General features: G+C 41.4%; 17 protein-coding genes. All 17 read right to left on the bottom strand.

What is annotated here, in order from left to right; all coding sequences use genetic code 11:
* Window positions 1–26 precede the first annotated feature (26 nt).
* Window positions 27–1,541: a GH3 auxin-responsive promoter family protein gene (locus ASE55_RS11965; RefSeq protein WP_056219753.1), complete on the bottom strand. Its 1,515-nt coding sequence runs from the start codon at window positions 1,539–1,541 to the stop codon at window positions 27–29.
* Window positions 1,542–1,649: 108 nt separating this feature from the next.
* Complete coding sequence (locus ASE55_RS11960) at window positions 1,650–2,060, bottom strand: BrxA/BrxB family bacilliredoxin (protein WP_056219750.1); 411 nt, start codon at window positions 2,058–2,060, stop codon at window positions 1,650–1,652.
* 372 nt (window positions 2,061–2,432) lie between these two features.
* Window positions 2,433–2,879 (bottom strand): GatB/YqeY domain-containing protein, encoded by a 447-nt coding sequence (locus ASE55_RS11955; protein ID WP_056219747.1) that lies wholly within the window; start codon window positions 2,877–2,879, stop codon window positions 2,433–2,435.
* Between the two features lie 95 nt (window positions 2,880–2,974).
* Window positions 2,975–4,900, bottom strand: a complete 1,926-nt coding sequence (ftsZ, locus tag ASE55_RS11950) for a cell division protein FtsZ (protein ID WP_056219745.1) — start codon at window positions 4,898–4,900, stop codon at window positions 2,975–2,977.
* Between the two features lie 90 nt (window positions 4,901–4,990).
* Window positions 4,991–6,385 (bottom strand): cell division protein FtsA, encoded by a 1,395-nt coding sequence (ftsA, locus tag ASE55_RS11945; RefSeq protein ID WP_056219743.1) that lies wholly within the window; start codon window positions 6,383–6,385, stop codon window positions 4,991–4,993.
* Between the two features lie 86 nt (window positions 6,386–6,471).
* Window positions 6,472–7,434 (bottom strand): cell division protein FtsQ/DivIB, encoded by a 963-nt coding sequence (locus ASE55_RS11940; RefSeq protein WP_056219740.1) that lies wholly within the window; start codon window positions 7,432–7,434, stop codon window positions 6,472–6,474.
* 60 nt (window positions 7,435–7,494) lie between these two features.
* Window positions 7,495–8,859: a UDP-N-acetylmuramate--L-alanine ligase gene (gene murC / locus ASE55_RS11935; protein WP_056219737.1), complete on the bottom strand. Its 1,365-nt coding sequence runs from the start codon at window positions 8,857–8,859 to the stop codon at window positions 7,495–7,497.
* A 54-nt stretch (window positions 8,860–8,913) separates the two neighbouring features.
* Window positions 8,914–10,008: an undecaprenyldiphospho-muramoylpentapeptide beta-N-acetylglucosaminyltransferase gene (murG, locus tag ASE55_RS11930; RefSeq protein WP_056219821.1), complete on the bottom strand. Its 1,095-nt coding sequence runs from the start codon at window positions 10,006–10,008 to the stop codon at window positions 8,914–8,916.
* 10 nt (window positions 10,009–10,018) lie between these two features.
* A complete protein-coding gene (locus ASE55_RS11925) occupies window positions 10,019–10,261 on the bottom strand; it encodes a hypothetical protein (protein WP_056219736.1) in 243 nt (80 codons plus the stop codon).
* 12 nt (window positions 10,262–10,273) lie between these two features.
* Window positions 10,274–11,512 (bottom strand): FtsW/RodA/SpoVE family cell cycle protein, encoded by a 1,239-nt coding sequence (locus ASE55_RS11920; protein ID WP_056219733.1) that lies wholly within the window; start codon window positions 11,510–11,512, stop codon window positions 10,274–10,276.
* Window positions 11,509–12,864: a UDP-N-acetylmuramoyl-L-alanine--D-glutamate ligase gene (gene murD, locus ASE55_RS11915; protein WP_056219730.1), complete on the bottom strand. Its 1,356-nt coding sequence runs from the start codon at window positions 12,862–12,864 to the stop codon at window positions 11,509–11,511. The genes ASE55_RS11920 and murD overlap by 4 nt, the downstream gene beginning before the upstream one ends.
* Window positions 12,865–12,936: 72 nt before the next feature.
* A complete protein-coding gene (mraY, locus tag ASE55_RS11910; RefSeq protein ID WP_056219728.1) occupies window positions 12,937–14,178 on the bottom strand; it encodes a phospho-N-acetylmuramoyl-pentapeptide-transferase in 1,242 nt (413 codons plus the stop codon).
* Between the two features lie 61 nt (window positions 14,179–14,239).
* On the bottom strand, window positions 14,240–15,700 hold the full coding sequence (locus ASE55_RS11905) for a UDP-N-acetylmuramoyl-L-alanyl-D-glutamate--2,6-diaminopimelate ligase (RefSeq protein ID WP_056219725.1): 1,461 nt from the start codon (window positions 15,698–15,700) through the stop codon (window positions 14,240–14,242).
* Window positions 15,701–15,776: 76 nt separating this feature from the next.
* A complete protein-coding gene (locus ASE55_RS11900; protein WP_056219721.1) occupies window positions 15,777–17,768 on the bottom strand; it encodes a penicillin-binding transpeptidase domain-containing protein in 1,992 nt (663 codons plus the stop codon).
* The gene (locus tag ASE55_RS11895; RefSeq protein ID WP_056219718.1) at window positions 17,752–18,120 is read right to left on the bottom strand and encodes an FtsL-like putative cell division protein; all 369 of its coding nucleotides are present in this window, start codon (window positions 18,118–18,120) and stop codon (window positions 17,752–17,754) included. Before ASE55_RS11895 ends, ASE55_RS11900 begins: the two co-directional genes overlap by 17 nt.
* Window positions 18,121–18,189: 69 nt before the next feature.
* Window positions 18,190–19,083, bottom strand: a complete 894-nt coding sequence (gene rsmH, locus ASE55_RS11890) for a 16S rRNA (cytosine(1402)-N(4))-methyltransferase RsmH (protein ID WP_056219711.1) — start codon at window positions 19,081–19,083, stop codon at window positions 18,190–18,192.
* Between the two features lie 42 nt (window positions 19,084–19,125).
* Window positions 19,126–19,584 carry a division/cell wall cluster transcriptional repressor MraZ gene (gene mraZ / locus ASE55_RS11885; RefSeq protein WP_056219818.1) on the bottom strand — a complete coding sequence of 153 codons (459 nt, stop codon included), beginning with the start codon at window positions 19,582–19,584 and terminating at the stop codon, window positions 19,126–19,128.
* Between the last annotated feature and the right edge of the window lie 118 nt (window positions 19,585–19,702).

Here is a 19,702-nt window from a genome sequence, read left to right as displayed (position 1 = left end):
ATCATCTGCGGTTTTTTTATTTATTTCTATTTATTCAGTTCCAGCAAAGGATCTATATATTTCCTGTCGTTGCTTAAACGGGGTACTTTATTCTGTCCGCCGAGTTTGCCTTTGGCTTCAAGCCACCGGTAGAATAAATTTTCTTTTGCAATATGGACGATAGGCCTTTTCAGTGTCATATCATTGTAACGCTTCGCTTCATAATCCGAATTGATGGACTTAAGATGATTGTCGAATACATCAATAAAAAGTTCCAGGTTATCCGGCTCTTTGCAGAATTCAAAAATCCATTCATGGGCGCCGCCTTCATTGTCTTTCATGAAAACAGGAGCTCCCGTAAAGTCAGAGACGGATGCTTTTGTCTCTTCACAGGCTTTGGTAAGAGCCGATTCTACATTGGTAATCATTAGTTCTTCGCCGAAAGCATTGATATAATGTTTCGTTCTCCCGGTAATCTTTATTCTGAAAGGGTTTATTGAGGTAAATATAACGGTATCCCCGATCAGGTATCTCCATAATCCGCCGTTGGTGGTGATGACCATGGCATAATTTTTTCCGGTTTCCACGTCTTCCAGGTTTACCACTTTCGGATCTGACAAATGGAACTGGTCCATCGGAATAAACTCGTAAAAGATCCCGTAATCCAGCATCAGAAGCATTTCATCACTGTCAGAACGGTCCTGGATCCCGAAAAAGCCTTCGGAAGCATTATAGATTTCATAGTAATTAATCGGTTTCCCGATGATCTGTCTGTACTGTTCCTTGTAAGGCTTAAAGCTGATCCCGCCGTGAAAAAATACTTCAAGATTCGGCCACAGTTCAGAGATATTGTTGATGTCGGTTTCTTTTATCACCCGTTGCAACAGGACCATCATCCAGCTCGGAACCCCCAGGATGCTTCCCACATCTTCATTCTTCACTTCAGAGATAATCGCTTTCAGCTTGCTTTCCCATTCGCCCATCAACGAAACCTTTTTGCTAGGTATGGTCGTCACTTCTACCCAAAACGGGAGGTTATCTATCAGAATAGCCGAAAGGTCGCCGAATTTGGTGTTAAAATCAGCATACAGCTCAGAACTTCCCCCTAATCGCAGGTTCTTATAGTTGAAAAGCTGGTTTTCCGGATGGTTATTGGCATAGATGGACACCATATCTTTTCCGGCTTTCATGTGACAATATTCCAGGCTTTCCGTGGAAATCGGGATAAATTTGCTTTTTGCATTGGTAGTACCGGAAGATTTGGCGAAATGTTTTATATAACCCGGCCAGCTGACGTCTTTCTGCCCCTGCCTGGCTTTTTCAATGAAAGGCTCCATTTCTTCATACGTGACTACAGGAACTTTGCTTTTAAAGTCCTGATAGCTTGAAATAGAGTTGAAGCCGTATTTCCTGCCGTATTCCGTATCTTCCGCATGAAAAAGCTGAGAAAACAGAATGCCTTTCTGTGTCTCGATGGGATGATCCATAAAATTCTGGATCTGATCTATCCGTTGGCGGATAAACCAGTTAACCACAGTATTGAAAAGTGCTTTCGTTGCCATTCCAACAAATATAATACTATTTGATTTTTTATAGAATTTTTATCGCAAAAAAATAAAAAAACCGTTACATTTTTTTGTAACGGTTCATTATTTCAGATTGATAATTTCTTAGCAATATTCGTCATAAGCAGCCTGAAGGTTTGCGGCAATGGCGCCTGCAGGATTTCCTTCAATATGGTGTCTTTCCAGCATATGAACCAGTTCCCCGTCTTTGAAAAGCGCTACACAAGGTGAGCTTGGAGGGAACGGAGCCAGGTGTTTTCTGGCTTCAGATACAGCCTCAGTATCAAAACCTGCAAAAACAGTGGTTAAATGATCCGGCTTTTTATCTCCGGTTAAAGAGTATACTACGCCTGGTCTTGCCGCTCCTGCAGCACATCCGCATACGGAATTGATCACCAAAAGGGTAGTTCCGGACTGTTTGATAGCCTCTTCTACCTGAGCCGGGTTTGTAAGGTCCTCAAAACCTTTATCTGTAAGTTCAGCCTTCATAGGCATTACTAAATCTATTGGATACATATTTTTTGTTTTTAATCAGTTACAAATTTACGCAATTCTTTACTTTTCATCAATATATAAAAACTATCGGTATTTTTGTTAAATGAAATAGATTAAATGCCGATATGTAGTCTATATTCAATTTTATGTGAATTAAATTTGTTAATATTTAAAAATAATTATTAAATTTGAAATGATTCTGAAGACAAAATACTATGAAAAAACATTTACACTTATCCCTCAACCTGTATGTGGCCTTAAATTCTTCAGAATAGATAAGGTCATCTGTAATCAGTAATCTAAAACAGAAGCCCGCAACTTTCAGTTGCGGGCTTCTTAATCAAATCGATATGCAAAGGTTGAATATCCTTAGTATAGAGGTAAGGTATAAATTTATGAAAGCAGTTTCTTCGCCATTTCGGAAATGCTTTTGCCATCCGATTTTCCGGCCAGGGATTTTGATGCGATTCCCATTACCTTGCCCAGGTCTTTTACAGATTCAGCACCGGCTTCGGCAATAATAGCCTTCATTTCTGCTTCCAGCTCTTCTGAAGAGAGCTGCTTAGGCAAAAACTGCTCAATAACCTTCATCTGTGCATCTTCCACTTCCGCAAGGTCATTTCTTCCCTGAGCCGTAAACTGATCATAAGAATCTTTACGCTGTTTCACCATTCGCTGTAAAATGGCAATTTCCTGCTCTGCGGTTACCTCCGTTCCTCTTGCTTCGGTTTTAAGCAGTAATATCTGGGATTTTACGGCACGCAGAGAATCCAGGGCAACTCTGTCTTTAGCCCTCATTGCTGTTTTTATTGCTTCGCTTATGGTATTTTCTAAACTCATTTTTTATAATTTAACAATGTAAAAGTGCAGCAATTTACCAATAATTTAATGTACAGAATTGGTACATTATCAGATTGGTACATTGTTACATTATCTTAATCTACGTCTTTATTTAAAAACCGGTTTTCTCTGATCTGTATTGATCCGTTGTTGTCAGACAGATACGTATTGATATTCTGGTCAGAGGCATTGTTTCCGTCAATAGAAATATTCTTTCTTTTAAAAGCAGGAACCGATTCAAATTCGCTTGAGCTGTCAAAGCTCTGATATCTTGAATTAAATTCTTTTAATTTGTTTCTCCGTTCTATGATTCTTTCCTGATCTACGGTTTTATTCACAAAAGTGAAGGCCGTTTCATCGGTTTGAGGAGCCTCTGCTTCTCTGCTGTTTTCTATTATTTCAGGCTCTTCTGCAGGTTCTTCTTTCAAGTGCTGAAAGAAATGCTCTACTTTCTGAAGAGGTTCTTCCGTAAGATGGTTTACCTGGTGAGAGGCGAACTCGGCTTTTGGCTGTCCCGAATCATTTTTTGGGTCTTTTTTTACCGGTTCATTTACGAAGAAGCTGAATTCAACAGGCTTTTCCTGAGAATAGGAATTACCGAATGGGCTATTGGACTGAGGTTCTTCTTTTTTATCATCAAAATCAAATCTGAAAGACTGGGTCTCCAGGTCATTCGGGTCATCGCTTTCATCATCCGAAGAAGTAAACAGGCTGTAAGACTCTTCCTGTTCTTCATCCTCATTTCTCCAGCTTTTGGTAAAACTGTCCGGTGCATCCTCCTCACTGTCAAAGTATCTGTTTTCGGATTTCTTAGGCTCTTCTTCAATAATCATTTTTTTTTCAGCAGCAGAAGAACCGAATAACGGCGTATCATTATCCTCATCATCTAACCGGAAAAGATTTTTTCCTCCGAAATCATGGTTACGCCCGGAGTTCGGCTCTCTTTGTTCCCTTGTTTTAAAAGGTGAGTCTTTCTGGCTGTCAAATGTATCATTCAGGCTGATCTTGATCTTCTCAGTAGGTCCGGAAAATTTTTTATTATCATTAGAAAAACCGGTGGCAATAACCAGTACGCTTACGGAATCTCCTAGTTCTTCATCAGCACCCACCCCGAAAATAATATCGGCCGTATTTCCTGCTTCTTTCTGGATGTGGTCCATAATTACACCGATTTCGTCCATCGTTACTTCTTCTGCACCGCTTCTGATCAATAACAGTACATTTTTGGCACCGATAATCTTATTGTCATTCAACAATGGAGAATCAAGTGCTTTGCGTACTGCTTCCGCTGCTTTGTTTTCACCTGAAGCAACACCTGTAGACATCAATGCCGTACCTGAATTCTGAAGTACGGATTTAGCATCTCTAAAGTCAATGTTTACATCAAAGTATCCTGTAATTACCTCAGCCATTCCTTTGGCAGCGTTGGTTAAAACTTCATCGGCTTTTGAGAATCCCTGCTTAAAGCCGAGGTTTCCGAATTGCTGTCTGAGTTTATCGTTGTTGATGACAATTAATGAATCAACGTTATTTCTTAATTTGTCAAGCCCGTTTTCGGCTTGTTCAAGTCTTCTTTTACCTTCAAAGCTGAAGGGAACCGTTACGATTCCCACCGTAAGAATGCCCATGTCTTTTGCCACTTTGGCAATAACAGGAGCTGCACCGGTTCCTGTACCACCGCCCATTCCGGCTGTGATAAACACCATTTTGGTATTCTGGCCCATAGCCGCTTTGATTTCTTCGATACTTTCTATCGCTGATTTCTCACCAACTTCCGGGTCTGCACCGGCACCAAGGCCTTCGGTAATGGTAGTTCCCAGCTGTACTTTGTTAGATACCGGATTATTATCCAATGTCTGGGCGTCCGTATTACAGATAACGAAATCCACCCCGTGGATCCCTTTTTCGTACATGTGCTTCAGCGCGTTATTTCCACCGCCTCCGACACCGATTACTTTTATGATTGATGAATTTCCTTTTGGTAAATCAAATGAAAACCCCTGTGTCCCTAAATTTTCCATAACTATATTTTTTTATAATTATAATGATAACTGACTGATGATATCCGATAACGAAAAATCATACCTCATTTATCATTCATCATTTATAATTTACTCTACTTCTTCAAAGAATTTTTTTACTTTTTCCATCAGCGACTGGCCGAAAGTCAGTTTTGCCGCTCTTTTTTCCCGTTGCTCGCTCACCAGATCATGTTGCAGAACGGGTTCCGCCTGTTCTAAAGCCTGCTGCAGTGTTTCGTTTGAGACAGCTGCAGTTTCAGCCTCAGATGAGGTCTCCGCCTGTTCTTCAATAACTTCCTGAAGCTCGGCATTCTGCTTTTTATCTCTGATCTTCAAACTTTCCATTAACAGTCCGATTGAAGTGGCATATTCGGGGCCCTTAAGATACTGATTTTTATCGTTAGCAATGTATTCATTTGCAAAACCTATTCTGCTGTCGAAACCTGTGGTATAATTAGCGAGTTGTCTGAGGTGTTTCAGATTGGAACCGCCGCCTGTCAGGACGATGCCTGCAATCAGTTTTTTCTTCTGTTCGAATGCGCCGTAGGCTTTAAGTTCCGTATTCACCATTTCCAGGATTTCCTCTACCCTGGCATTGATAATCTGCGCTAAGGTTTTCAGTGAAATTTCTTTATCCGGCCTTCCGTGGAGCCCGGGAATGGTTACGTAAGTACTGTCTTTTTCCAGTTCAGGGACTGCAGAGCCGAATTTAACTTTCAGCTGTTCTGCGTGTTTCTCAATAATGGAGCAGCCTTCTTTGATGTCTTCTGTAATAATTCCGCCGCCGTAAGGGATCACACAGGTATGACGGATGATATTGTCTTTAAAAATAGCAATATCCGTAGTTCCGCCACCGATGTCTACGATGGCTACACCTGCTTCTTTTTCTTCTTTGGTAAGGACAGCTTCTGATGAAGCAAGGGGTTCCAGGGTAAGGGCTTCCATCTCAAGGCCTGCTTCACGGACACATCTTGCAATGTTCCTGATGCTGCCCATCTGGCCTACAACAACGTGGAAATTCGCTTCCAGACGTTTGCCGTGCATACCTACCGGTTCCTGAATTTCACCTTCGGAATCTACTTTATACTCCTGTGGGAGAACATGGATAATCTCTTCGCCGGGAAGCATTACCAATTTTTTTACCTGATCTTTTAATGCTTCAATATCATCATCTGTGATGAATTTATCCGGATGTTCACGCATAATATAATCGGAGTGCTGCAGGGAACGGATGTGTTTTCCTGCAATTCCTACCGTTACTTTACGGATCGGAACTCCTGCGCTGGTCTGTGCTTCAGACACAGCCGCTTTGATTGAATTAATGGTCTGCGAAATGTTATTCACAATACCTTTGTGAACACCAAGACTCTTTGCCTTCCCGACACCGAGAACCTCTATTTTCCCGTGTGCATTCCTCCTTCCGACAATGGCGACAATTTTTGTCGTTCCAATGTCCAGACCTACTGAATACTCTTGATTTTCCATTGTTTATACCGATTTGATTTTTTATTTTTTTAAGATGTAACAGGTCATTATCCTAATTGTTTTAATGGTATGCTACACGCTCTTTATTATTCAATTTTAACTTTTGCTTTTCTTTTCGGTTTTTCAACCGTTGTTTTTTTCTCTGTCTTTTTAACTTTCTTTGGCTGGACTGCCGTTTTTGCTTTTTTTGCAACGGCAACCGGTTTTTTAGCCTGTTTTTTTACCTCAACTGTTTTCGGTTTGTCTTCAGTTTTTTTTGGCGTGATAACCGGATTCTTTGCAAGTTCTTTATTTCCTGCTTTTAAAATGCTGTCATTGTCTTTAAAATAAGGATTCAGGGTGGTAACAATCTGGTTCTGATACTTTACGGACACCATGCTGTATTTTTCAGGATCCTGGAAGACCAGGTATTTTTCCACGAATGTTTTAAACCCTTTTACTTTAAATTCAATATGATCTAAATCTCCTATTTCTACTTTATAATTTCCTTCACTGGTCAGAAGGTTATAATTGCCGTTGTCTTTTGAAATGCCGATGAAATATTTTTTACTGAAATCATCTTTATCGATTTTTTCCACCAGTTCGGCTACTTTTTCATATTCATCTTTTTTTACATTTCCCGTCACCAGCATGCATGGGTGAGAATATGTTTTTGAGATCGGGAACTCGGTTCCTTTTCCGTCTACATAAAAATCCCTGCCGTTTGTATTTAACCTGAAAACAGGAACCCTCTGTATAATATCAAGGTTTAATTTCCCGTTTAAGTTTAAGTAGACATTGGCACTGTCTACGGCCGGAAGCGCATTGATCTTTTTTTCCAGTGCCGGAATATCCAAAGCCCCCACTTTTCCTGAAGGGTTTTCCTTCTTCACAATTTCCCGGATGTCTTTTTCATCAATAAAATACACCGGAGTTTTCTCACTCATTTTTACAGAAATCTTATCGTTCGTAATCTTCTGGCCGCTGAATTTCTTCAGAGAGAAGCTCAGCAGAAACCCGAGAATGATCACGGTGACGGCAATTTTTAATATTCTGTACTTATTCTTCATTATTTTATGATGACAGGTTTCAACGTCCGATTTCAGACCTTTTAAACTGCTTTAAAATTATTAATTCTTAATTATTTCGGTCCATTCACAGATAGGGTCATACAGGGTATCTATGTTTCCTGCGCCTATGGTAAGAATGATGTCAAACTCTTTTTCCTTTATTTTCCCGAAAGCATCATGTAATGTTGATACTTCCTTTTTATCCAGTGTTATTTTTTCTGATAACCATTCTGATGTGATTCCCGGATAATTCTCCTGCAGCTCGCGCGCGGGGTAAATATCCAGCAGGATCAGTTCATCTGCCTGGCTTAAACTTTCTGCAAATCCGTCCGCAAAATCCCTTGTCCTGCTGAACAGGTGCGGCTGGAAAATTACCAGTAATTTCTTTTCAGGATAAAAAGTCCTGATTGAGCTTATTACTGCATTAATCTCTGTGGGATGGTGTGCATAATCGTCGATATATATTTTACCGTTTGTACAGCTGTGTTTTGTATATCTTCTTTTAATTCCTTTAAACCCTGCAATCGCTTTCTTCAGCACATCGAAATCCACTCCCAGATTATGAAGGATAGCCAGTGCTACCGTTGCATTTTCTACATTATGGATCCCCGGGGTTTCCCATATAAAATCCTTTACCGTTTCTTCAGGGGTATGAAAATCAAAAAGAATCTTATCATTCTCCATCCGAAGATGATCCGAATAATAGTCGGCTTCTTCATTCACGGCATACGTCAGGTGAGGTCTTCCGATCTCGATTCCTTTTCTTACAAAAAGCTGCTTTTCATCCGGAACCAAAGCTGCAAACTGCCTGAAACCTTCTTCAATGGTATCTTTATCACCATAAATATCCAGATGGTCAGCGTCAGTTGAAGTGATCACCGCCCAGTCCGGGGAAAGATTCAGGAAACTCCGGTCGTATTCATCCGCTTCTACTACAGCATATTTTGCGCCGTTGTACAGGAAATTCGACTTAAAATTCTCAGAAATTCCTCCTAAAAAGCAGGAAAAAGAAAGATCTGCCTCTTTGCATAAATGAGAGACCAGGGTAGACGTTGTGGTCTTGCCATGTGTTCCGGCAACGGCAATGCAGTCTGTGTTTTCTGTAATCAGGCCTAAGACTTTTGCGCGCTTCAGTATTGTAAACTGATTTTCAGTGAAATAGTCCAGAATGCCCAGTTTCTTAATGGCCGGCGTGTAGATCACCAGTGTATTTTCCTGATGAAGGGACGTGATGGTTTCATCAATGACATCTTCAAAAACAATATCTATTCCTTCGCTCATTAAAACCTGGGTAAGTTTGGTATTGGTTTTGTCATAGCCTGAAACTTTTTTGCCCGAAGCATGGAAATAACGTGCCAAAGCACTCATTCCGATACCTCCGATTCCAACGAAGTAAAAATTCTGATATGTTTCTAAACTGTTCATTATTTTATTTAAAAAAATTAAAGATTAAATGATTAAAAATTAATTCAGATTATCTTATGGTATCACTTTAAAAATCTCATCTACAATTTCTTTTGCAGCATCTGGCTTGGCAAAATAGGTGAGATTTTGAGACATTTCTTTTCTTATATTTTCATTTTCGCAGATTTCTGATACTGTATTCCAGAATTTTTCCTGCATTTCGGTGTCTTTTACCATTCTGGCTGCATTTTTTTCAACCAGGTTCAGGGCATTTTTAGTCTGATGGTCTTCTGCCGCAAAAGGAAAAGGAACGAGTATCACCGGTTTCTGTGCTACTGCCAGCTCTGAAATGGCGATGGCTCCCGCTCTTGAAACAATCACATCGGCTGCAGAATAGGCAGTTTCCATATCTTTGATAAATTCCTTCAGCTGAACAGCATCCGGAAGGTCAAGGCCGGAAGACAGCTCGCTGTAATCCAGTTTACCGGTTTGCCAGATCAACTGATACCCTTTTTCTTTAAGGTTTTCAAGGTTTTCTTTCCAGCCATTGTTTAATGTTCTGGAACCTAAAGATCCACCGACTGAAAGAATCGTCAGTTTATCTTTATCAAGACCCATTTTTTCTTTTGCCTGCGCAGGATCCTGCATTCCTGAAACAATTGCTGAGCGGATCGGGTTGCCCAGAAACTTTATTTTATCAGCCGGAAAGCCCTCTACTTCAGGATAGGCTGTAAAAACGGCTTTTGCTTTTTTGCTTAATATTTTATTGGTGACGCCTGCATGGGCATTCTGCTCCTGAATAAAAACAGGGATTCCCAGTTTGCCTGCTTCATATAAGGCCGGGCCGCTTGCAAAACCACCGGTTCCTACTGCAAAATCCGGATCGAAGTTTTTAATGATCCTTTTAGCTTTAGATAAGCTTTTTAAAATCTTAAAAGGCAGGCCCAGGTTTGAGAGGATATTCCCTCTGTTAATTCCTGCGATATCAATTCCTTCAATGGCATAACCGGCCTGGGGAACTTTTTCCATTTCCATTTTACCATTGGCGCCGATGAACAAAAACTCAGTATCCGGAAATCGTCTTCTGATTTCGTCTGCAATAGCAATAGCCGGGAAGATATGTCCTCCTGTGCCGCCGCCGCTCAACACTACTTTTAGTCTTTTGTTCATGATATCAATTTTAAGCTGTAGGCTGATTTTCAATCAGATCAATAAACTCTACATCAACCAAAATTTCATTTTTACCCTCAATATTTTTTTCTGAGACAGCTTTCACGGTATACATAGCATCGTTAAGCTCTATAACTTCTTCAGCTTCCAGTTTAAAAGTTTCAAGAAAATTGATGATATCTTCATTTGTGTCAATAACCACCGGGTTTTCTGTATTTCTGTTATTGGTAAAAGTAATTTTTCTTATTTCCATTTTGTTTTTGTTTTAAGCGATATCGTTTATTTCTGCAACGCTTTGTTTTTTGCCCATTCCTTCTTCATCATAAATCTGGATCCTCGAACTGATATTTAAAATAATCCCCAGCTGCAGATAGGTAACCAGCATGGAGGTTCCTCCGTAACTGATCAGCGGCAACGGCTGCCCGGTAACCGGGATCAGATTGACTGCTACGGCAATATTAACCGAAAGCTGTATGAAAATCATCACGCCGAGGCTGAGTACGAGCAGTGATCCGAAAAAGGCCGGCATTTTACTGGCGATCATCACAATACGGATCATCATGATGAGATACAGGCTGACGAGGAATGCAGCACCGATTACCCCGTATTCCTCCACAATAACGGCGAAAATAAAGTCGGAGGCCGATTGCGGAAGCATTTGTTTTAAAGCACTTTTCCCAGGGCCCATCCCGGTAATGCCACCGTGTACGATGGCTGCCTTTGCCTGCATCACCTGATAATTTTTGGCTTTTATGCTTTCATCATCAACATCAGCGGATTTTGCTTTGCTTGAGGTAAAGGTTTCTATACGGCTCATCCAGGTATGCACACGGTTTCCGCCGATTAAATTGGTATTTAAGGCAATAACTAAAAACAGGACAATTGCAACAAATGACGAGGAGATAAACCCTGCGATGTATTTCCAGTGTAACTGTCCTACAATCAGAACAATAACGGAAACCATCAGAATCATTAATGCGGTTGATCCGTTATCTTTGGCAACAAGAACGAACACCAACAGGATAGGCCCGAAGATGTACATAATGTTCTCAATCGGGAGCCTTTCGCGGGTGATTTTCTTTGTCAGATAGCGGCACAGATAGATAATGAGCATCAGGAATGCAAAAGAAGACGGCTGGAAAGAGATCGGGGTTCCTGGGATTTTCAGCCACCGCGAGGCACTGGCTCCGTCAATGGTCTGTCCGGTAAACATGGTGATGATTAAGAGGACAATCATCAGGCCGAGCATGATGCTGCTGAGCTTGCCGATGTATTCATATTTTACCATCCCGACTACCCTCATAATGGCCAGCCCCAGGACTACAAAGAACATATGCTTGATCACGTGACCGGTAGTGGTCCCGTTATTAACAATATATTCCAGATTTGAACTTGCAGAATATACAGGGAAGATGGAGAAAACGGAGATCACAAGAATGACCATCCAAAGTACTTTATCGCCCTTCAGGAATTCAAATCTGTTTTCTGTGTCTTGTTCGTTCATATGTTTGCTTTCAGCTGTTGGCTACTGGCTTTTAATACCTGCTCTTTAAACTGATGGCCTCTGTCTTCATAGCTTTTGAATAAATCAAAGCTGGCGCAGCAGGGAGAGAGCAAAACCGTATCTCCTTTTTTAGCCAGAGATTTTGAGATTTTTATTGCCTCTTCCATGCTTGAGGTATCATATATAAATTCCTTCTTATCTTTAAAGAAGTCTATAATCTTTTGATTGTCAAGTCCTAAACAGACAATGGCTTTTACTTTTCTTTTAACTAAATCTTCAATTTCGGTATAGTCGTTTCCTTTGTCCAGGCCTCCGACGATCCACACGGTAGGCGTTTTCATGCTTTCCAATGCGTAATAGGTAGCATTAACGTTGGTTGCCTTACTGTCATTGATGTATTTCACGCCGTCGGTTTCAGTAACAAACTCTAATCTATGCTCCACCGCCTGAAAGGTCATCAATGAATTCCTGATGCTTTCATTGTTGATTTCCAGTATTTTACCGGCGATAGAAGCGGCTAAGCTGTTGGCTACGTTATGACTGCCGAGAAGTGATAATTCTTCCGCCTTCATGGAAAACCTGTCCTGAAGCTGTACCACAATCCTGTCTTCATCCATAAAACCTCCTTCGGACAGTTTTTCTTTGGTTGAAAAAGGAATCATCTTCGCTTTTATTTCAAGTTTTTCCAGCAGGTTCTTGCTCATTTCATCATCTTTATTGTAGATGAAAAAATTATCATTTTCCTGGTTTTCCGCAATCCTGAATTTCGCCAGCGCATATTCTTCATAGTTGTAGTTGTACTGGTCCAGGTGATCCTGAGACAGATTCAGCAGTAAAGATATATAAGGCCTGAAATTCTGGATGTCATCCAGCTGGAAAGAGCTTACTTCCAGTACATAATATTCATGGTTCTCATCAGCCACCTGCTTTGCAAAGCTGTACCCGATGTTTCCGCCTAAACCTACATTCAGGCCATCATTTTTCAGGATGTGGTAAATGAGTGATGTGGTAGTTGTTTTTCCGTTGCTTCCGGTGATGGCAATGATTTTAGCATCTGTAAACTCTGAAGCAAACTCAATTTCAGAGGAAAGCCTGATGCCTCTGTCCTGAATTTTATAGATAATCTCCGCCTTCTTCGGAATTCCCGGACTTTTTACAATCCAGTCGGCGTTTAAGATTTTCTCTTCGTTGTGGTTTCCTTCTTCAAACTCAATATCATTGTCTGTAAGAAACTGCTTATAGTTATCCTTAATTGCCCCCTGGTCTGAAAGAAAAACTTCCAGGCCCTGTTTCTTAGCCAAATAAGCAGCTCCGCATCCGCTTTCTCCTCCTCCTAAAACAACTATTTTCATATTTATCTGCTTTATGCTGTGGGCTGTAAGCTTTAAGCCTGATGCTTACCGCTTACGGCCTACTGCCGGTTTTTATCTCATTTTTAATGTTATCAGACACACAATGGCCAGCATCACGCCAATGATAATCATCCGGTTAACGATTTTGCTTTCATGAAACCCGCCTTTCTGATAATGATGGTGCAGGGGTGACATTCTGAACAGCCTGTTGCCCTGGGCATATTCCAGCCCGAATTTTCTTTTTCTGTATTTGAATACGATAACCTGAAGCATTACAGAAACATTTTCTATCAGGAAAATCCCGCATAAGACGGGAATCATTAATTCTTTTCTTAAAATAATGGCTAATACGGCAATTACACCGCCCAGCATCAGACTTCCCGTGTCTCCCATAAAAACCTGGGCAGGATAGGTGTTGTACCAGAAAAACCCAATGACGGCCCCTACCATGGCAACCACGAAAATGGTGGTTTCCCCCATGTTCGGGAGGAACATAATGTTGAGGTAATCAGCGAAGATGATGTTTCCTGAAAGATAGGCGAACAGTCCCAGCGCCAGTAAAATGACCGTGCTTGTGCCTGCCGCCAGACCATCAATCCCATCTGTGATATTGGCTCCGTTGGATACAGCCGTTACAATGAATATCACAATCGGGATAAAAACTATCCATGCCCATTCATGGGCATCTTTGTCGTTCATCCAGAACAGGATTCCGCTGTAATCGAATTCGTTGTTCTTCGCAAAAGGAACGGTGGAAATGGCGATTTTCTCTGTAGGCATAAAATTCTGCTCTACATTATTTCTGTTGACCACTTTGGCATCCGAATATTTTCTTTTGACGGTAATATCTGGGTGGAAATACATCGTAACGCCAACAATCAGCCCCAGGCCAACCTGTCCCACGATTTTGAATTTCCCGCTTAACCCGTCTTTGTTTTTTTTAATTTTTTTCAAATAATCATCCAGGAAGCCGATGGCCCCCATCCAGATCATCGAAACCAGCAAGAGCACGATATACACATTGGTAATCCGGGTAAACAGCAGAACGGGAATAAGCGTTGCCATGATGATTATAAGGCCTCCCATGGTAGGGGTTCCTTCTTTCTGCTTCTGTCCGTCCAATCCCAAATCACGGACCAGTTCGCCCATCTGCTTTGTTCTCAGGAAGCTGATGATTCTTTTTCCGTATACCAAAGCAATGATCAGCGAGAAAAGCACCGCCATCCCGGCACGGAAGGAGATGTACCTCAGCAGCCCCAATCCCGGAACGTGGATTCCCTGACTTGTTAAATATTCGTATAGATAGTATAACATTTCTTATTTTTTAAATGATAAATGATTATCGATGAATGGTATCAATTACCGTTTATCAACTTTACTTACTCATTAATTTCCAGAGCTCAATAATGACTTCCTTATCATCAAAATGGTGCTTCACCCCGTTGATTTCCTGGTAATTTTCATGTCCTTTTCCGGCTACCAGTACAATATCTTTAGGTTCTGCAAACTTTATGGCCATTTTTATGGCTTCTTTTCTGTCCGGGATTGACGTGTATTTGCTGAAATACTGGGGCTCAACGCCTGCTTCAATTTCCCTGATAATCTGTGCCGGGTCTTCTGTTCTGGGGTTGTCTGAGGTAATGATGGCCAGTGTGGATTTCTTACTGGCAATATTTCCCATTTCCGGCCTCTTGGCATGGTCCCGGTCTCCGCCGCAGCCGAACACGGTGATCAGCCTCTCGTTTTTCGTCCGGATATCATTGATGCTGTCCAGAATATTTTCAAGGGCATCAGGTGTGTGGGCATAATCTACAATGAAGAAAATCCCGCCGTCCGATTTAAAGGTTTCAAACCTTCCGGAAACCCTTTTCAGCTGGCTGATCGCCTGAAGGATTACTTCCTGCTCAAAGCCAAGCTCAGCAGCAATACCGAAAACCAGCAGTAAATTATAGACATTGAATTTCCCTGTCAGGGTAGTCCAGAATTCTTTTCCGTTGAAGTTCAGCAGCATTCCGTTGAAATCAACTTCGAGCAGTTTTCCGTGGTAGTCTGCCATAGTCTTCAAAGCATAGGACTTTTTTGCCGCCCTGGTATTCTGAAGCATAACCATCCCGTTTTTATCATCGATATTGGTAATGGCCACTGCATTTTCGTTAAGACCATCAAAAAACCTTTTTTTGGTTTTTAAATATTCATCAAACGTTTTATGATAATCCAGGTGGTCATGGGTAATGTTCGTAAAACCGGCTATTTTAAAATGAAGACCTTCGATTCTGTTCTGCGCGATCCCATGGGAGCTCACTTCCATGAATGCGAAGTCGCAGCCTTCTTCAACGGCCTGGGCTAAAATTTTGTTGATGGTAATAACATCCGGAGTGGTATGCGTAGCAGGGATTACCTGATCTCCGATCCTGATTTCAACAGTAGACAACAGAACGGAATCATAGCCTAAGTTTTTAAAGACATCGAAAAGCAAAGTTGAAACAGATGTCTTTCCGTTCGTCCCGGTAACTCCGATTAGGTGAAGCTTTTCCGAAGGGTTTCCGTAAAAATTGGACGCTAACTGACCTAACGTTTTTGAAGAATCCTTTACTTTGATGTATGTGATATTTTCATCCGTATGTTCAGGAATTTCTTCGCAGACAATCACTTTTGCACCTTTTTCAGCAGAAGCGGCAATAAATGAATGTCCGTCTGCAACCGTTCCTCTGATTGCAATATAAAGACAGTTTTCTGTGATCTTCCTGCTGTCGAAAACTAACTCCGAAACCTCACGGCTATCATCACCATGAATTTCTAAGACCGGAATTCTTTTTAATAGTTCTGTTAATACCATTTTATATGGATGGGCTTTGCCCCGTTTCTATTTTTTATTCTGACAGGTTTTCATGCTGCCATGCTTTAAACTTATTTTAATTCTGCAGGGATAAATAAATCCGCTGGTTTTTACTGATGGTGGTGCCTTCCAGGGGAAACTGCTCCGTAATCCTTCCGACACCTTTAAAATCCACGCGGTACCCTAAATTTTCCAGCTGCGGAATAATATTTTTCCCGATCAATCCTACTACACTGGGCATCTGCTTATTGTTAACGGCTACTCTTACATTAGGCTCCACCATTTTATTCAGGTTTACCTTTCTGTCGACCAGCATTTCTTTTTCTATATTCTGAGGAGTTTTCAGGAATGTTTTCCCTGCAATTTCCTTAAATACCGGTGCAGAAACAGTTCCTCCGTAAAATCCTTTTGCGGTATTCGGCTCACTGATCATTACATAACAGGTATATTTCGGCTTGTCGGCAGGGTAGAAGCCTGCAAATGAAGCGCGGTATTTCATAGGGCCGGGCAGCCAGTATTCAAACCTTGCGGTTCCTGTTTTCCCTGCCATTTTCAGGTTCGGGGTGAAGATGCTTTTCCCGGTGCCTTTTTCTACGGCTTTGGTCAGTGCACTGGTCATCATTTTAATGGCCTTTTCAGATGCCATTTTGTTCACCATTACTTCCGGTTTTGCGGTGTACATCAGCTTTCCGTCTTTCATGATTTTATCGATGAATAAAGGCTTCAGCATTTTTCCGCCGTTGGCAACGCCGTTATAGAATGAAGTTAACTGCAATAAATTGATGTTTGATGAATATCCGTAAGCGATCGAGGCCAGGGTTGCGGCATTCCATCTTTTATGTTCCGGTGTTATGATTTTCGGTTTGGTGATGCCCGGAAGCTCGATATCCATTTTGTCGAACAGCTTCCATCTTTTCAGGTGGTCCAGGAAAATCTGTGGTTTTTCTGCGTAATATTTTGTAATCAGTTTCGCCGTTCCTACGTTGCTGGATTTCGCCAGTACATCACTGATGTCATAGATGCCATGGCCGTGGCCGTCTGAAATCCTTTGTTTGGCGTAGACCCAGACTCCGTTTCCTACGTCCACCGTGGTGTTTTCATCAATAAAGCCGTCGTCCATTGCCGCCAGAAGCGAAATGGTTTTAAACGTGGAACCCGGCTCAATATTATCTTTTAAAGCGTAGTTGTAGGAATCAACAAAATCTCCTTCTTCATTGCGTCTCAGGTTGACCAGGGCACGCACTTTTCCGGTCTCCACTTCCATAACGATTACGGTTCCGTGCTTTGCTTCGAAATTGATCAGCTGTTTTTCCAGGGCAGAATGGGCGATATCCTGAATCCTGAGGTCTAATGTGGTGTAAACATCCTCACCATCCACCGGTTCTTTCACTTTCCAGTAATCAATCGGTTTCCATTGGGACGAATTGATCCTCTGTTCCAGTCTTTTTCCATCGGTTCCTCTCAGGTATTTCGAGAAAGCACCTTCAAGCCCTGAGCTGTATTCGCCGTTGTCCATTCCGATGGTTCCGGCCCCGATTTCTGAAGTGGCAAGTTCACGCTTATAGTTTCTGTCTACGATAAAGCCGCCTTTGTTTTTCCCTCTTTTAAAGATCGGGAATTTTCTGATTCTGTCATACTGGTCAAAATCAAGCCCTTTTACCAGCATGTAATACTGGTTTTTCTTTTTTCTCTGCTCATCAAATTTCTTTCTGAATTCAGCCCGTGACTTTCCGAACATTCTGCTCAGAGAATCAGTTAACGCACCGATATTATTGATGTACACCGTATCCTTCATGGTTTTGAAGTCAAGATAGATATCATACCGCATAACGGTGGTTGCGAGAATGGAGCCGTCTGAAGCAAACAGGTTTCCCCGGGCTGCCTTTAAGGTTGCTTCCCGGTAATTTTTATTGATGTAATCATCTTTGATCTCCTGGACATTGGTGTTCTGAAGGATTATGATCCTTGCCAAGAACATGACAAACATGCACAAAGCCACCACTGTGAAGAGGTAGCCCCATTTTAACGTTTTTTTACGCTTGTTATCGTATTCATTCGGTTTTTGCATCTGTACTGTCCAGTTTGATTAGCAGTTTATGAGGATGGTTTTCCAGGGTCATCAAAGAGTCCCGGGCCACTTCTTTCCCCAACTGAGATTCCATTTTTACTTTGATCAGCTTACTTTGCGCATAAGCGTTTCTTGATTTATATTCTTCTGTTTCTTCTTTTAACGCGTTAACGATTTTTATTTTTTTATTCACCAGGTGGTTGCTGTAGATGATGGCCATCATCAGCACAAACAACAGCAAAAAATACTTATAGTGTATTTTTACCTCATCACGGTTCAGGAAATTCCCTTTTACAATATCTATAAAAGTTAATTTCTTCTGAGGGCGGTATGTTGTTGCTCTTTTTGCCACGCTGCTTATAATTGATGACTGATAAATGATAACCGATAAATTTGGAATCGCCTATCATTTATTGATCATTTATATTTTTATTCCTGTTCTCATTTTTGCACTTCTGGCCCTTGAGTTTTCTTCGATTTCCTGATCATCAGGAATAACCGCTTTGCTCTTTACCAGTTCAAATGCTTTTTTATAGTTTCCGTAAATATCCCTTTCCGGCTCCCCTTCAAACATTCCGTTTTTCAGGAATCTTTTTACCAGCCGGTCTTCAAGTGAGTGGTAGGAAATAACCACCAGCCTTCCTTCGGGTTTTAAAATGTTGTAGGACTGAACCAGCATCTCCTTCAGGGCTTCAAGCTCCTGGTTGACTTCAATTCTTATCGCCTGAAACAGCTGGGCGTAAAATTTATTGACCTTATGGGGCGGAAGATAGCTGAACAGTTTTTTCAGGTCTTCCGTGGTATTGATTTTCTTGGTTTTTCTATGGTATGCAATGTCCCTCGCCAGCTTTCTTGCTTCTCTAAGTTCGCCATAATAGTAAAAGATATCCGCCAGCTGATCTTCTTCATAATCATTGATCACCCTTTTGGCATCAAGGCTCTGCATTACGTTCATCCGCATATCCAGCGGCGCATTGCTTCTTGTTGAAAAGCCCCGTTCGGCCTGGTCAAACTGATGGGATGAAACACCCAGGTCTGCCAGGATACCGTCTACCTGCGGAATGCCGTACATCAATAAGGAATTCTCCAGAAATCTGAAATTCTGGTTAATAAGTGTAAACCGGGGATCTTCAATCGTATTTTTAAGGGCATCCAGGTCCTGGTCAAAGCTGAACAGTTTACCTTTGTCTGACAGCCTGCTCAGTATTTCCCTGGAGTGTCCGCCACCGCCAAAGGTACAGTCCACGTATATTCCGTCCGGATTCGTCACCAAATCATCAACACTTTGTCTCAGCAAAACGGGGTTATGATACATGTTAAGTTGTGTTTTTTCTTACTTTATTAATATTCAGCGTTTTTATTCTTCATCAAATGCACCCATTACCTCTTCTGCAAGGCTGGCAAAATCTTCTTCATTGGTTGAAATCACCTTTTCATACGCTTCCTTGTCCCAAATTTCAAATAATTCTCCTGCACTCGTAATCACAATATCTTTCTGGAGATTTGCGAAATGCGTCAGATCCTTTGAAATCTGCAGTCTTCCTGCGCTGTCCAGTTCTGCCGTTTTCACGCCTGCCGTAAACATTCTTATGAAATCAGCATTTTTTTTAATGAACCTGTTCAGCTTATTAATTTTGCCCATCACTTTATCCCATGCATGCATAGGGTATACTTCCAGGCAGGGTTGGAACACGGATCTTTTAACTACAAATGCCTTGTCTTCGAGGTCTTCCATCTGTTTGATCAGGGAGGAAGGAACTTTCAGCCGGCCTTTATCGTCAATCTTACACTCATATGTTCCAATGAAATTCTTCATTTGGGACAAATTTATATAATAATTTCCAAAAGCTCCCACTTTTTCCCACATTTTACCTTAATGTTAATAAGTTTTATCAGGAGCTAAGTTTCAGTGGTTTAATAAATTGATCGGCCGG

The sequence above is a fragment of the Chryseobacterium sp. Leaf201 genome (genome assembly GCF_001421435.1).
Classification (GTDB): domain Bacteria; phylum Bacteroidota; class Bacteroidia; order Flavobacteriales; family Weeksellaceae; genus Chryseobacterium.
This window is presented reverse-complemented; position numbering and strand designations above follow the sequence as displayed.

Excerpts from the sequence above, each read along its gene's own strand:
- ASE55_RS11965 (WP_056219753.1), bottom strand. The coding sequence starts at position 1,541 with ATGGCAACGAAAGCACTTTTCAATACTGTGGTTAACTGGTTTATCCGC.
- ASE55_RS11960 (WP_056219750.1), bottom strand. The coding sequence starts at position 2,060 with ATGTATCCAATAGATTTAGTAATGCCTATGAAGGCTGAACTTACAGAT.
- ASE55_RS11955 (WP_056219747.1), bottom strand. The coding sequence starts at position 2,879 with ATGAGTTTAGAAAATACCATAAGCGAAGCAATAAAAACAGCAATGAGG.
- ftsZ (WP_056219745.1), bottom strand. The coding sequence starts at position 4,900 with ATGGAAAATTTAGGGACACAGGGGTTTTCATTTGATTTACCAAAAGGA.
- ftsA (WP_056219743.1), bottom strand. The coding sequence starts at position 6,385 with ATGGAAAATCAAGAGTATTCAGTAGGTCTGGACATTGGAACGACAAAA.
- ASE55_RS11940 (WP_056219740.1), bottom strand. The coding sequence starts at position 7,434 with ATGAAGAATAAGTACAGAATATTAAAAATTGCCGTCACCGTGATCATT.
- murC (WP_056219737.1), bottom strand. The coding sequence starts at position 8,859 with ATGAACAGTTTAGAAACATATCAGAATTTTTACTTCGTTGGAATCGGA.
- murG (WP_056219821.1), bottom strand. The coding sequence starts at position 10,008 with ATGAACAAAAGACTAAAAGTAGTGTTGAGCGGCGGCGGCACAGGAGGA.
- ASE55_RS11925 (WP_056219736.1), bottom strand. The coding sequence starts at position 10,261 with ATGGAAATAAGAAAAATTACTTTTACCAATAACAGAAATACAGAAAAC.
- ASE55_RS11920 (WP_056219733.1), bottom strand. The coding sequence starts at position 11,512 with ATGAACGAACAAGACACAGAAAACAGATTTGAATTCCTGAAGGGCGAT.
- murD (WP_056219730.1), bottom strand. The coding sequence starts at position 12,864 with ATGAAAATAGTTGTTTTAGGAGGAGGAGAAAGCGGATGCGGAGCTGCT.
- mraY (WP_056219728.1), bottom strand. The coding sequence starts at position 14,178 with ATGTTATACTATCTATACGAATATTTAACAAGTCAGGGAATCCACGTT.
- ASE55_RS11905 (WP_056219725.1), bottom strand. The coding sequence starts at position 15,700 with ATGGTATTAACAGAACTATTAAAAAGAATTCCGGTCTTAGAAATTCAT.
- ASE55_RS11900 (WP_056219721.1), bottom strand. The coding sequence starts at position 17,768 with ATGCAAAAACCGAATGAATACGATAACAAGCGTAAAAAAACGTTAAAA.
- rsmH (WP_056219711.1), bottom strand. The coding sequence starts at position 19,083 with ATGTATCATAACCCCGTTTTGCTGAGACAAAGTGTTGATGATTTGGTG.
- mraZ (WP_056219818.1), bottom strand. The coding sequence starts at position 19,584 with ATGAAGAATTTCATTGGAACATATGAGTGTAAGATTGACGATAAAGGC.